Raw genomic sequence first — 14,163 nt, forward strand, 5'->3', positions numbered from 1 at the left:
TCCAATGTAAGTTTTCGCAGTCACTGAGTGGCTGCTTTGAACAGGGCAGGGCGGGACCATATTGCCAAGGCGCCGACGATCGTCGTCGGCAGCCAGAGCGCCAAATGGACGATTACTGCATAACTACCCGCTTGCGCAGAAGTACCGCCTATTAGTGTCACTGCGGTAAACGCCGCCAGATGAAATGGGCCTACGTAACCCGGCGATGACGGCGCCAGTGTCGACAGCGTGGCAATCGCCATGACCAACAGCGCCATGAGCGGGCTGGCATCCAGACCCAGTCCCAGCAGCGCAAAATAGAACAGGCCGGATTCCCCCAGCCAGACAAGCATCGAGAGCAGCAACATAAGACCCAGAACGCGCGGCCTCGACATCACCTCAAAACTCTCGAAAAGACCGCCTACCGTGCGGAAAACGGTTTGTAATTTAGGCGGAATCTTACTGGTCGGCTGGTCATTTCCCAGCTTTGTGAACAGCCGCGCGAAAACGCCCGAAAAGAAGAAACCGAGAGCCAATGCAATGCCACCCAGTGCCGCAAGGATGACAGCCGTCTGCCTGATGGCCGGCGGGATATCAAGCGTGCTCACTGCCAGAATGCCCAGTGCCAGGCACGCGATCAGTGTGACCAGATCGATCAGGCGCTCGACGACCAGACTTGTGGTGGCGACGGTTTTGGTGACGCCCATCGCGCCGGGAAAGACCAGCGCCCGGATCACATCGCCCAGGCGAAGCGGCAGAACGTTGTTGAGTGCAATTGCACCCAGAAACGGTGCGGCGCAGTTCCGGAAACCGACGGCGTGTGAAGCGGCGGAGAGCATCACCGACCACCTGAAGATACGCACGGCATATCCAAAGGCCAGTGATGCGATTCCGAGCACCAAGTAGTGCCAGCGGAAGTGCTCAAGCGCGTCCATGACTTCCGAGAAGTTCACGAGTCGCGCAATGGCCAGCAGGCAGACGAGGGTTACAGCGGCCCCGATAACATGCTTGATCCAGCGCTTTTGCTTGGGTTGCGTTGCTGCTGTCATCGTTTTTCTCAAATGCGCCAAGGAGCTTTGTCTGCGGCCCAGAGAGCCTCGAGCTCGCGCTTGTCGCGCAGCGTGTCGCACGGCTGCCAGAAACCGGTGTGATGGAACGCGCTCAGCTGCCCGTCTTTAGCCAACTGCATCAGGGGCTCGCGCTCCCAGGAAATCGCGTCGCCGTCGATGTACTTGATCGCCTCAGGTTCCAGCACGAAGAAACCGCCGTTGATCCAGCCAATCTCGTCGCTTGGTTTCTCTTCGAAACTGGACACGCTGTTGTGCTCGTTGATATTCAACACACCGAAACGGCCTGGCGGCTGAACAGCTGCAACGGTAGCCAGCTTGCCGTGCTGACGGTGGAAAGCCACCTCGGCGCTGATGTCGATATCAGACAAGCCGTCGCCGTAAGTCAGGCAGAAAGTCTCATTGTTCAGGTAAGGGGCAACGCGCTTGAGACGTCCGCCGGTCATGGTTTCAGCGCCGGTATCTACCAGCGTGATGCGCCAGTCTTCGGCCTGACTGTTGAGAATCTGGGTATCGCCAGTTGTCAGGTCGATAGTCATATCTGACATGTGACGGTAGTAGTTGAAGAAGAACTCTTTGATGACGTAGCCCTTGTAGCCCAGGCAAATAACGAAATCCTTGATCCCGTGATTGGCGTAGGTACGCATGATGTGCCACAGCAATGGCTTGCCGCCGATTTCTACCATCGGCTTTGGTTTAGTGTCGGACTCTTCCGCAATGCGGGTTCCCAGACCACCGGCTAAAATTACAGCTTTCATGCTAACAATCCTTATAGTTTCAGGTCTGCGGGTTCAAAGTTGAGGCTTTGCTGAATAACGGCAACAGGGTCTGCGCGCAGGACCAGATAGATGCGCAACAAATACTCACCGATGATGCCGAGCAGGAAAGAGTTAAGCCCTATTCCGAACAACACCAGTATGTGGATGCTCGCCAGGCCTTGGGGAAGATCGGGATGAGCAAAACGCAACAGCAGGTAATAAGCGGCGCCCACTAAACTGGCCGCCAGTATCAAAATGCCGACGAAAGAGGCCGCACGAAGGGGAACCGTCGAGTGGTTGAGAACCGCAGTCAACCCCAGACGGATCAGCCTGTTTACGTTGAACTTGCTCTCGCCAGCGATGCGCGCATCGCGGTCGTAGGCAATCCCGGTCTGATTGAAACCGATGCCAGCGATCATCCCGCGCAGATACGGGTTGGCGGTTTTGCTCTTCAACAGCACTTCGATGACCTTGCGGTCCATCAAGCGGAAGTCGCCCACATCCCGTGGAATCGGGTGTTCGCTAACCTTGTCGATGGCCCAATAGCCCAGACGCCTGAAGTTGTTTAGCAGCCAACCTTCCGGTCGTTTGCGTCGCACGCCATAGACGACTTCGTGGCCTTCCTGCCAACGTGCGAAAAACTCTTCAAGAAGCTCGGGTGGATCCTGCAGATCGGCATCAATTTGCATCACCGCGTCGCCGCGTGTGTGCATGTAGTTGGCGAGAATTGAACGCTGGAAGCCGTAGTTGCGCGAGAACCGGATCGCTCTCACGCGGGGGTCTTTGCTCGCGAGGTCAGCGAGCATGGCCCACGTGTTGTCGTCTGAATGATTGTCCGAAAAGACAAACTCAAGATCACACCGGTCGCTCATCTTCAAGGCCAGGGCATCGAGGCGCTTGTAGAGGTTGTCCAGATTGCCTGACTCGTTGAGGACCGGGATCGATATCGAAATCAGAGGCCGCTTTTCTGACATTGTTATTTCCTTATCAAATCCGTGCATTCAAGCATTCATCCTGGACTTCAAGTATTCGATGACCGCTGGTATGGCCTCTCGAAACGTTGAGTCCTTCAGCGCCTGTGGCCGCTCGAACACAAGATCGAAATTGTCTTGAGTGGGTTCTGGCAAGGCGCCCAGTTGCAGCAAGTGAGTCTTGCCAAATGCGCCAAATATGGCTTCCGCCAGGCTTCTGAGGGTGATCGGGTTTCCGTGGGCGAGGTCAACGAGGCCGATAAGTTCTGCGTCGACCAGCGACTTGACCGCGCGCGCATCGTCATCCACGTGATGATACTCACGCAGCTGTCGACCCTGGGTCATGGCGAATGGCGATTCCGTGCGGATGGCCGTCAGGATCTGCCCAAGAAACATGAACGGGCTTGGCTCGCCGCCTCCGTACAGCGTGTGGATACGCACGTGGGTGGCCAGTGCCCCGTCAGCGTTGGCGTCCTCGACATACTCGCTCAGCTTGAGCTTGCTCTGAACGTAGCTATTGCTGGTCAGGGTGTGCTCCATGGCCGTGCCAAAAGTCACGACCCGGATGCCCCACCGCGCAAGGCTGCCGATCACATTGCGAGGCAAATGATAGTTGACCGCCAGTAACTCTTCGGCGCTGAGTCGGGGGTCCAGAAGGCCGGAGCAAATGTAAACGACCGAACGTTCAGGCGGGCACTGGGCGAAGTATTCGCTTATCCCGGCGTGCTCGCCTGCCATCGACCACGGCTCGTATACGCTTCGATCTACGCAGCTGACTTCGCTTGGCGCGTATTGAGCAGCTATCGCCTGCCCCAAGCGACCTCGGCTACCCAGGATGAAGATCATTCCTGGATGCCTGCACGCCACTCATTAATCTGCGACAAAGTAATTTCCCGTGTTTTTTCGGGCGCTGCATAGAAGTCGCGGTACCAGACAGCAGTCTGCCGCACGACCTCGTCAGTGTCCCAGACGGGAATCCAGTTCAGCTGGTTTCGCGCGATGGAACTGTCCAGTGCCAGTGAGCCGGCTTCTGGCAGAGGATTGTCCATATATTGAAGCTCCGGACGCTGCCAGTGCGCGCTCATCAGCTCAAGTACGTTTCTTACGGAATACTGTTTCAGCTCTTGAGGCCCCAGGTTCCAGGCCTTCGCCACCCGCTCCGGCTGATCGGATAACAGGCCAGCCAGAATCACCAGATACCCATGAACCAGCGCCAGAACGTGCTGCCATGGTCGAGTCGCGTCTGGATAGCGCAATGTCATTGCACCACCGTCTATAGCCGCTCGAACAAAGTCAGGGATCAAACGGTCTTCTGACCAGTCGCCGCCGCCAATGATGTTGCCGCCGCGAGCGGTCGCAATCGCCGGACCCTTGCCTTCCGAGGCCGGGTACGAGGCTGCGTAACTCTGGATGATCATTTCAGCTGCTGCTTTGGAGGCGCTGTAAGGATCTTTGCCGCCCAATGGGTCATTTTCTCGATACGGCCAGGCCCACTCGTTGTTTTTGTAGACCTTGTCAGTCGTGATGCACAGCACACCCTTCACACTCTTCACCAAGCGGGCGGCTTCCAGCACATGCGCCGTGCCCTGGGCATTGACCAGAAAGGTGTTTACAGGCTCGCGATAGGATTTACGAACGAGGGGCTGAGCAGCGAGATGGAGTATCAGATCAGGCTGGAAGGCTTCAACTGCATTCAACAGGGCGTCGAAATCACAGATATCCCCCAACGTACTCGTCATTTCCGGTTCGAGATTGAGCTGGGTGAACAAGGAAGGGGTGGTATCAGGTGCCAGCGCATAACCCGCCACTTCTGCACCGATAGACTTCAGCCAAAGACAGGCCCAGCCTCCGGTGAAGCCGGTGTGGCCGGTCACCAGGATCTTTTTACCAACGAGTCGGTCTTCAAACTGCAATCTGGATGTCATTTAACTCGCACCGTCATTGGTATGTATCGGTCCCAACCCTTGCACGGGCGACCTTTAAAGTGGCGCGAATAATACCTTGAATGCTGCAGCTTGTGCAGACGCGAGGGCCGCTTGATCGGAGGGGATCGACGAGGGGCCGCGATGATCGTATGCACGCGAGGTATTATTCGTTTGAAATGCAGGCTTGGTCGTTAGCTTCAGTGCTCATGCCCGGCCTCCTCCGGGCCGGAGGAGGGCCAAGGCTAGAGCCCTATTCGGCCAGCATCTGAAAAGCGAGAAACAGCTGTTTCGCACTTTGATCCCACGTGAGCCAAGGCATGGATTCAGACTTCGGATGCTCCGCATTGCGGTGCAGACCAAGCCAGGCAGTCAGGCTGTCACACAGCGTTTGAGGCTGCTCTCCCTGGAAATAGAAGGCGTGCTCGCCTGCCACTTCGCGAAACACAGGGATGTCCCGGGCGATCAAAGGCAACTTGTATTGCGCCGCCTCAATGAGTGGCAGGCCGAAACCTTCACCAAGCGATGCAGCAATCAACGCATCGGACTGTGCATAAAGGCTGGACAGATAATCATCGTCGATGCCCTCAAACCAGAACAGTCGCTTCCCGGATTCGGGGTGTTCTCTCAGCCTCTCGACAAGCGCCTCAACCATCCAGCCCTGCTTCCCGACGATCAGCAAATTGGCGTCCTGCTGGCTTGCCCAAAGCAGTTCGAAGGCATCCAGCACCTGAGCATGTCCCTTTCTTGGCTCTACAGTGCCCACCATCAGAAATGACGGACGCGCCTGAAGGCTGGAGAGGACATTTTTGGGAATGGCCGTCGTACCTTCAGCGCTGGTCGGCTTGGTGATGTCTGCCCCCAAGTGGAACCACGAGATATTGAAAGGCCGTTTGGACGGTTTGCGATGTTCTGCAACCCACTCAGCCATTTCATCCGCAACTGCTTGGGAGATGCAAATCACACCGTCCGACTCGACAACGACTTTCAACCATTCATCCAGGATGTCAGCCGCGCCGGCAGGGAAACATTGCGCCAGCTTTTTAAGCAGCAAGTCATAAACCACGAACTGCACGGTGACGCCACGGCGCCTCATGTCTGCAAGTGCCTGCCGCTGTCTTGGAACAACGACGGGCTGCAGGTCCAGACCGACGAAATGATCGCCGGAGTGGAAAACCACCGGCTCATCCTCAAGAAGATGAGTCGGGCAATTCAGGAAGCCCAGGGTGAAGTGTCTTGCATACCGGTAGCCATCCGCGTCTTCGGTGGCATAAACAGGTTCAACACGATAATTGCCGGGAGGCGTCGACAGCCATACCTCAAGAATGCTTCGAACAACGCGTTGGATTCCGCTCTTGGCATCGCGATTAACCAGTTCGGAAATGTCCACGAGCAACTGCGGTTTCAAAATTGTCGGCTTCAGGCTCTGGTCAATGGATTCAGCAACGGCCATCGAACTTTCGTAGCTGAAGCCTTGTTTTTCGAGTCCTGCAATCGACGTCACAACCTCCGATACGGAGTGGTACGAATCTTCGTGAAATTTCTCGATGGCTTGCCGGTATAGGAAGGCACAGGCCCGAGGTGAGTGCCGGGTGTGAATCAGTTGCTGACCCTGCGCGCCGATACGCTCGCGCGTAGCAGAGTCCTGACGCAGAAGGTTCAACGAGTCCGAGAGCTCGGCGTCGTCGAAATCGTCCGGCAGCTTGACCAGGCTGGAGGTCGGGATGTCCGACATGCTGCCGTTGGCGTTTACGATCGTGGCAATGCCGTAATTCAGGCAATCGAGCACGGCGGCGGAGGTTTCCCCGCGTGACAGCGTCCGCAACTGGACCGCCGCATCGGCGACCTCCAGGTACGCCTTGAACATGTCGGCATCTGCCCAGCCGGTGATTTTGATACGGTCGCGGCAGGGGCTGGCGTTGATCTTCTTGAGCAGGTTTTCGCCGAACTCACCTTCACTGTTCTGCCCGACGTAGACCAAGTGACAGTTCTCGTCCTGCGCCAGCTCGGATTCAAGCCAGGCATCCAGCAGGCGATCATTCAGCTTGGACGGGCCCAGCAGACCAAAACTGCAGACAACGAAGTCGCTTTCAGAGAAACCCAGTTTCGCTTTCGTCTCTGCGTGGGTGCGCGCGTTGGGGAAGCGAGGTGTGCGCAGCAAGGGGATCTCGGCCCACTTCAGGCCAGAGTTTTCTCCATACCACTGTTGTGCCAGTCGGATCGAGTAATGGGAATGAACAATGATCCCCTCGGCTTGCTGAAGGACTCGCAGGTTGCACGAGTATTTCCACACCGCATCGGCCGTGTCAGCACCATTGACACGCTGGCTGACTGCCTTGTAGCCGTGTCCAAGGTAAAGCGCACGCGTCCAGAAACCCTGATGCCCTAAATGAACCTCCATGTGTGCCGCAATGCCCGACAGAAAAAAATCGTGTAGGACGACGGTCCCCGGGATCTTTTCGATCAGGTGGAACATGTGTTCATGAAAGCTGGAGTTGCCGAAGTGATAGATAACGCGATCAAACACGTGTGCGTTTTCTTCAAACCACGCGACCGAGCGCAGCTTGTAATTGATTCCTGCGTCTGCGGGCGAGACCGACTCCTGAGCCACGATCACATCAATCTGGTAGTGGGCGGCGAGTTCAGGCAGCAGTTCGGCGCTGTAGTCGCTGATCCCGCTACGGGCAGGCGGGAGCGGGGACACATAAGCCAGGCGAGGTCGCTTCGGCGCACGCACCGGATTCGGGATCGAACGGCGGCCTGCGATCAGTTCCTTGATCGCCTGCACGGCGCGAATGGCAGTCTCGTCCCAACTGAATCTGCGCGCCTGCTCGATGGCCAACTCTGCCAGCCCAGCCCTGAGCGCATCATCGACCAGTACCTGTTCCATCTTCGCCGTGATGGAGTCGATCTGGTACGGGTCGAACAGCGCATCCGGGTTGCCGAGCACTTCCGGCAGGCTGGATGTATTGGACGCAATGACGGGTTTGCCGCAGGACATGGCTTCCAGCGCAGGCAACCCAAACCCTTCGTGCAGCGACGGGAAGATAAACAACTTGCACGCGTTGTAGAGCGCAATCAGGTCGTCTTCGCTGACGTACCCGGTGAAACATACATCCGCTTTCTTCAGGCCGCTGCTGACAACCAGGTCCTGAAGACGGGTGCGTTCATCGGGCTGAATGTTGCAGACGATGACCAACTGATGAGCACGACGCACCGGTTTCGACAGTTTGCCGAATGCGCTGATCAGGCCCTCGATATTTTTGCGCGGGTCGATGCCGCCCGTGTACATGACGAATGGCCGGTCAATTCCCAGCCGCGTCTTGTGAGCGGCATCCCGTTGATCGTCAGGGAGGGGGCGGTAATGATCTGTGTCGATGGCGGTGGAAATATTGACGACTTCCTCGGGTGCGAACCCAAGGTGGTCAATGACTTCCGATCGTGACGAGCTTGAAATCGCCAGCACCAGATCGGCACGGCGCAAGTGCTGAAGCTTGGTCTCGTACCAGCTGCGAACCGGCGGTGAGCCCAGGTAGGCGTCAGGATTGATGTAAGGGATAAGGTCGTAGACGATCGTGGCTGTAGGAATCGATGAGTTCAGCATCTTGATGCTGGTCACGGCGTCGTCTACCAGGCCTTCAAACAGGCTGGAAACCAAGACAAGATCCGGGTCCAGGTTGGCGATGAACGCCTCCCGCACCAATTCGGAGGCATGCCGATTCCATGTGTTATCCGGGTTGAGCGCGCTGACCTTGCTGTTCGGCACCCACGTCTGGATATGACTGGCAGGCAGAAGGCCGTAAAGCTCGTCCCTGATGTGATCGACAGCATCGCCGAACAGCCCATTCAGGACGACGAAGACTTCAACGTCGCTACGGTTTTTGATGAAGGCCTTGGTGAACGACAGCGCGTACCGCCCGATGCCCCGATTCCTGTTTTCCGCTTGGGCGCCCTGAAGGTCAATAACGACGCGCATCAATTCGAATCCTTACGTTGTTCGTTGCTGTTGAGGCGGTTGTAGATAGCTTTCGCATTTTCCGTGAGGTGAGCCGGAGCAGCAGGGACATCACTCGGATCAGGCGTGAAGGTCGGCGTAGGCTCCGGGTACTGGACCGTCTGCGGCGTCACCACTGTTTCCGCCCGGAGACGAGCGGCGAGGGCTTGCAATCTGGTTTGCAGGCCGGGGATGCGAAACAGTACGCGCTTGACGTTCTTGCGCAGGCCGGGTCGGTTCAGGACGCCTTTCAGGACTTTCTTGATTGCCCGCTTAAGTGTCCGCGACGGCGATGAAGTCACCGATCTGCCGAGCATTGCGCCACCACGCAACGGCCCGGTGACGCGCCACGATGTGCTGTTTTTCAGCTGGCTGACGTACTCGTTTAGCTGGTGATGCTCGGCGCTTAACGCTCTGATTCTTTCATCCTTGTGAGCGACATCGTCTCTCAACGCATTGATCTGGCTGAGGCGGTTTTCCGCCTCGGTGTACCACATGTGCGCGTTTCGGGAGGACTCATCGAGCATTTTCACCATTGAGGCGTTCGCGAACTCGAGCGAAGTATTAGCACTTTCCAGGGAGGCATTGGCAGCCTTGAGCTTGTCCACCTTGAAATCGAGGACCGCAGCTTTGACGTCTTGCACCTGGTTAGTCATCGCCGAGTACTCTAGCTCAACGTGATCGACACGATGATTCAGCAGCGCGGCTGTACTGCTGACGATCTCCCGCTGCTCCTCCAGCTTCGCTACCTGATTGGCTTCGAGGCGGGATTGCAGCTCACCAAGCGTCACCGTTTGGTTTGTTGCCAGCCGCTGTTCCATTTCACCGAGCTTTGCCGCTTGGCCTTCTTCAAAACGACGTGCCAGCTCATCAAGGCTCAATCCGTAAGCCGCGTCAAACGCTGGATCGAATGTCGAAATATCCAGGGTCCCTGCCGCTTTTTGAGCAATGATCGCGTAATCCGGACTCGTCCCGCCGATCACGTCCATCAGCCCGACGGCAGGACTGTCCACCAGCGCCGGGTTTTCCTGCAGGCGCAGCAGCTTCGAACGAGTAAAGCCACTGAAGGACACGAGGAATTCCAGCAGCATGTGTGGAATCGGCTTTTCGTGAGTGGGATCGAGATAGAAATTCTGCGTCCCCACAATCAGGTTTTCTGCGTTGGGCGTTTCGAGAATCAGCAGGCCACCAGGCTTAAGGACTCGGTTCGCTTCGGCGACCAGTTGTTTCAGGTCGTCGAAGGGGATGTGCTCGACGATGTGAAAACCGGTTAACACACAGAGTGAGTCGCTTGGCATCGCCTTCAGATAGAGCAGGGCGTCGGCTTTCTCAGCAGGCAAGTGGCGGGCCTGGCAGGCTTCCAGCATGCCTTCGTCCAGATCCACACCCGTGGCGTTAAAGCCGTTTTCTACCAACGTTTCCAGCCACTCGCCGCGCCCACAGCCTACGTCGAGCGCGCGGCAGTCGTCATACAGACCTTGCAGCGGAAGGATGAACGGAAGGTAAACCTGCAATCGCTGCTTGATGGTTTCGTGAGAACCGCGATGCTTGTCTTCAAAGGCGCGATAGAACTGCTGGGTCACTGAATGCACTCCACAGTGGGTTGTATCCAGGCTGAGCCCACGAAAGGAATTTTGTCCGCGTTGATCACGTTAAACACCAGTGCCAGATCTCGCCATTCGTAATTTGCGTTGAGGTGAGTGTCCGCCGTATGCAGGGCGACAGCGATGGAGTATGAGCCAACGCCAATATTGGCGTCGAACCTGAAGACATACTCCAACTGGGTACCCCCTTCGAGCGCGCCCATCTTCTTGTCCAGATGATGGGTGTTGGTGCCGTAAATAGGCTGGCCCAGGCGGTCCTTGATCATGTAGCCCACGACCAGCTCGGGAATGGGGCTGTTGACGCTGACTTTTATCTTCAGGCTGAGCGATTGCCCGACGGATACGAATTCGATTGGGGCGTCCTGCTCGTTGTAGAGCGCAAGACTCTCAATGGTCGCTTCGCCGGAGCCTGAACGCGTTTGCACGCTCCCGTCGGCAAGCTTGTGCACTTGAACGGTGGCGTTCTCTTTCTCGGAAATAATGGCGTTGTAAAAATCCATCACTTCTTCCGGTGCACCGTCCTTGATAACCGTGCCCCCTTCAATCAGGAGCACACGGTCGCACAGCGCCTGGATCGAGCTTCGATCATGGGAAACGATCAGCAACGTGGTGCCTTGATCCTGGAACTCACGGATCCTGTCGAAACTTTTGTGCTGAAAGTAGCTGTCCCCTACCGACAGCGCCTCATCCACGATCAGGATTTCCGGGCGCTTGGCAGTCGCAACAGCGAACGCGACCCTCATCTGCATGCCGCTGGAATAGGTGCGAACTGCCTGATCGAAGTATTCGCCTACTTCGGCAAACGCCTCGATCTCAGCCATCACTTCATCAATCTGCTGAGTGGTAAAACCCATCAAACCCGCAGCGTGATAGACATTCTGGCGACCCGTCAGCTCCGGGTTGAAACCCATGCCCAGTTCCAGAATCGCAGCGATACGGCCGTGCACCTCAACGGAGCCCGTTGTCGGCTGCAGGGTGCCGGTAAGCATCTTCAGCAGCGTCGACTTGCCCGCACCATTCTGGCCGACAATGCCAATGGCTTCGCCTGCATTAATCTCGAAATTGATGTGCTGAAGCACCCAATGCTCTTCGCGGGGAGCGCTCTTGATGCCCAGCCAGCGGCCAATACGTTGCCACTCGCTGCGGTAGGTTCGGTAGGCTTTGCCGAGGTCTTTCGCGCGCAACAGGCTCATAGGGCGTCCACCATTTCAGGCGCTGCTCGGCGGAAGATGTAAAGGCCGAAGCCCAGCAGCAGACATGTGATCAGAACAGTGATACCTATCTGCGAGAAGTCAGGCGCCACGTTGTAAACGAAGACATCGTGGTACGCCGTCACGATCGGGTACATCGGGTTCCAGGCGATCAGCGACTTGAGGTCTTCGGGGATGATGTTGATCGGGTAGACGATCGGCGTGAACCAGAAAAGGATCTGCAGCACGATAGGGATGACCTGACCGATATCACGCACAAATACGTTGAGCACACCGAGGATCAAGCCCAGCCCGACTGCCAGCGCCGCGACGATGAGAATCAAGGGGATGGCCCACAGCATCTCCCAGGTCGGCCATTGACCGAGACAAATAAAGACAGCAAGCACGGAGAGCAGCAGCAGCAGATTATTCAGCAACGCCGAGCCCAAAACGATGAAGGGGAGGGTGATCCGCGGGAATCTCATCTTCTTCATGAGATTGCCGTTCTCGATGAAGAGCGTCAGGCATCGGTTGATGATCTCCGAGAAGAGGCTCCACGCAAGCGTCCCTGCCATCAAGTACAGCGCGTAGGCGTATTTGTTTTCGATGCCGGGCAGTTTCGCGGCAAGAACGTTGGACAAGATCAGCGCGTAGATCAGCACGTTCGCCAGCGGGTTGATGATCATCCACAACCCACCCAGGCTGCTGCGGGAGAACCGAGATACGAATTCGTTGCGGATCGAGGTGCCGATAAAGCTCCTGTAGCTGTACAGCCCTCTCAACAATCCAAACATGTGTTCACCTTTAAATCCTGAAGCTTCAAATGGGGCTCTCTCTTCTGGCAATGGCTTCCCTGCGGCGGGCGTCGAATGCTAACGCTCCTTACCAATCAGAGGGAAGGCAGTGGCCGGGCAATGTGGGAATACTGGTAATCCCGTCTTGAGGGATCGCCCCTGGCAGAAAGGCAGGTGTCGCGGAGGTCGAGCGCATGCCAGAGCGCCCGGCAATCGCCGGGCGCCTTGTTCATAACGTTCGCGGAGGGTGATGATTTACTGACCAGCGCGGCCGTAGACATCCTCGAAACGCACGATATCGTCTTCGCCCAGATAGTCGCCGCTCTGCACCTCGATCAACACCAGGTCTATGACACCCGGATTGGTCAGTCGGTGCGTGTGACCAGCACGAATAAAGGTCGACTCGTTGGTATTGAGCATGAGCTCTTGATCATCGTTGACCACAACGGCCATACCGCTGACGACAATCCAGTGTTCACTGCGGTGATGGTGCATCTGCAACGACAGCGACGCTTTAGGCTTGACCACGATGCGCTTGATCTTGAAGCGCTCACCGTTTTCCAGCGTGGTGTATGTCCCCCACGGGCGGTGGACGGTCTGGTGCAACTGGTGAAGCGTGTGCCCTGAGCTTTTCAGCTGCGTGACGATATGTTTGACGTCCTGCGCGTGATTCTTGTGCGCAATCATCAGTGCGTCAGCCGTATCAATGATCAGCAGATCCTCGACACCCACCAGTGCCGTCAGTCGCTCTTCGCTGTTCACATAGTTGTTACGTGAGCCATGGGACAGCACTTCGCCTTCGAACCGGTTGCCGTCATCGTCCTGAGCGGTCAGTTCGCTCACAGCGTTCCACGAACCGATGTCACTCCAGCCAATGTCACAGGGAACAGTGGCAACCTTGTTGGAGCGCTCCATCAAGGCATAGTCGATGGAGATGTCCGGTACCTTGGCGAAGGAGTCGGCGTCGAGCGACAGGCATTGGTAATCAGTGCCTTCGGTCAGACGGGAGCATGCGATCGACGCCGCAGCGGCTTCAAGCACGTCGGGGGCATGGGTGGCGAACTCTTCCAGCACGGTGCCGACCTGGAAGCAGAACATGCCCGAGTTCCAGTAATAGTTACCAGCCGCCACGTAGGATTCAGCGGTCTTGAGATCGGGCTTCTCGACGAACCGCGCGACCTTCAAGCCGCCCTCTTGACCCGTGGATTCACCGGCCTCGATATACCCAAAGCCTGTTTCCGGGTACTGCGGCTGGATGCCAAACGTAACGAGCCAGCCTTTTTCGGAAAGCCGCACAGCGTTATCAACCGCGGCAGCAAAGGCTTTCTCGTCTTGAATCAGGTGATCGGCGGCCAAGACCAGCATGTGAGCGTCTGGACCTTGCAATTCCTTGATCTGCAGCGCGGCCATCGCGACCGCTGCAGCGGTGTTACGCCCGAAAGGCTCAAGAATGAAGGCTTGAGCCAGGCCTTTTTTGTTTACAGCGCGATACTCATCCTCGGTCTTGAAGAGCAGATCGCGGTTGGTCACTGTCAGGACTTGGGAGACACCCGCCAGCGCAGAAGCGCGCAGGAAGGTTTTCTGAATCAGGTTCTGACCGTCTGGCAGCATCATGAACGGCTTGGGATGGGCCTCGCGAGAAACGGGCCACAACCGGCTGCCGACGCCGCCTGACAAAATTACGGGTATCAAATCCATCTTGGTAAACCTCATGCAAACTGACAGCTAACTGATGATAAGGCGGAGAGACTGGACATCTCCGCTTTGCGCTATGGCAGGTAGGCATGCCAAGGGTGAAAACCATGCCAGGGAGAGCGACCTATCTGGAATCCGGGATGTTCGTGCGCGCAAGGGTACCAGAGAACGGTTCGCACTCTAAGCTGC

At 56.8% G+C, this 14,163-nt stretch carries 9 protein-coding genes and 1 pseudogene; all 10 read right to left on the reverse strand.

All coding sequences use genetic code 11. The features are described 5' to 3' along the window. Positions 1 to 20 precede the first annotated feature (20 nt). Positions 21 to 1,050: pseudogene (locus tag IFT99_RS16510) on the reverse strand (lysylphosphatidylglycerol synthase transmembrane domain-containing protein); the annotation flags it as partial. Continuing rightward, a complete protein-coding gene (rfbF, locus tag IFT99_RS16515) occupies positions 1,037 to 1,804 on the reverse strand; it encodes a glucose-1-phosphate cytidylyltransferase (protein WP_192133578.1) in 768 nt (255 codons plus the stop codon). The pseudogene IFT99_RS16510 and the gene rfbF, both read right to left, overlap by 14 nt. A gap of 11 nt (positions 1,805 to 1,815) precedes the next feature. After that, positions 1,816 to 2,778 carry a glycosyltransferase family 2 protein gene (locus IFT99_RS16520; protein WP_192133580.1) on the reverse strand — a complete coding sequence of 321 codons (963 nt, stop codon included), beginning with the start codon at positions 2,776 to 2,778 and terminating at the stop codon, positions 1,816 to 1,818. A gap of 27 nt (positions 2,779 to 2,805) precedes the next feature. Next, the gene (locus IFT99_RS16525; protein ID WP_192133582.1) at positions 2,806 to 3,621 is read right to left on the reverse strand and encodes an NAD-dependent epimerase/dehydratase family protein; all 816 of its coding nucleotides are present in this window, start codon (positions 3,619 to 3,621) and stop codon (positions 2,806 to 2,808) included. Next, the gene (gene rfbG / locus IFT99_RS16530; protein ID WP_192133584.1) at positions 3,618 to 4,700 is read right to left on the reverse strand and encodes a CDP-glucose 4,6-dehydratase; all 1,083 of its coding nucleotides are present in this window, start codon (positions 4,698 to 4,700) and stop codon (positions 3,618 to 3,620) included. The genes IFT99_RS16525 and rfbG overlap by 4 nt, the downstream gene beginning before the upstream one ends. A 250-nt stretch (positions 4,701 to 4,950) precedes the next feature. Then, a complete protein-coding gene (locus IFT99_RS16535) occupies positions 4,951 to 8,673 on the reverse strand; it encodes a glycosyltransferase (protein ID WP_192133586.1) in 3,723 nt (1,240 codons plus the stop codon). Further along, positions 8,673 to 10,274, reverse strand: a complete 1,602-nt coding sequence (locus IFT99_RS16540) for a methyltransferase domain-containing protein (RefSeq protein ID WP_192133588.1) — start codon at positions 10,272 to 10,274, stop codon at positions 8,673 to 8,675. The genes IFT99_RS16535 and IFT99_RS16540 overlap by 1 nt, the downstream gene beginning before the upstream one ends. After that, entirely contained in the window at positions 10,271 to 11,488 is a 1,218-nt protein-coding gene (locus IFT99_RS16545) for an ABC transporter ATP-binding protein (RefSeq protein WP_192133590.1), read from the reverse strand. Before IFT99_RS16545 ends, IFT99_RS16540 begins: the two co-directional genes overlap by 4 nt. Continuing rightward, the gene (locus tag IFT99_RS16550) at positions 11,485 to 12,279 is read right to left on the reverse strand and encodes an ABC transporter permease (RefSeq protein WP_133776109.1); all 795 of its coding nucleotides are present in this window, start codon (positions 12,277 to 12,279) and stop codon (positions 11,485 to 11,487) included. The genes IFT99_RS16545 and IFT99_RS16550 overlap by 4 nt, the downstream gene beginning before the upstream one ends. 255 nt (positions 12,280 to 12,534) lie before the next feature. Beyond that, positions 12,535 to 13,977 carry a mannose-1-phosphate guanylyltransferase/mannose-6-phosphate isomerase gene (locus tag IFT99_RS16555; RefSeq protein ID WP_192133592.1) on the reverse strand — a complete coding sequence of 481 codons (1,443 nt, stop codon included), beginning with the start codon at positions 13,975 to 13,977 and terminating at the stop codon, positions 12,535 to 12,537. Positions 13,978 to 14,163 lie beyond the last annotated feature (186 nt).

This window comes from Pseudomonas sp. CFBP 8772 (assembly GCF_014841665.1).
GTDB lineage: Bacteria > Pseudomonadota > Gammaproteobacteria > Pseudomonadales > Pseudomonadaceae > Aquipseudomonas > Aquipseudomonas graminis_B.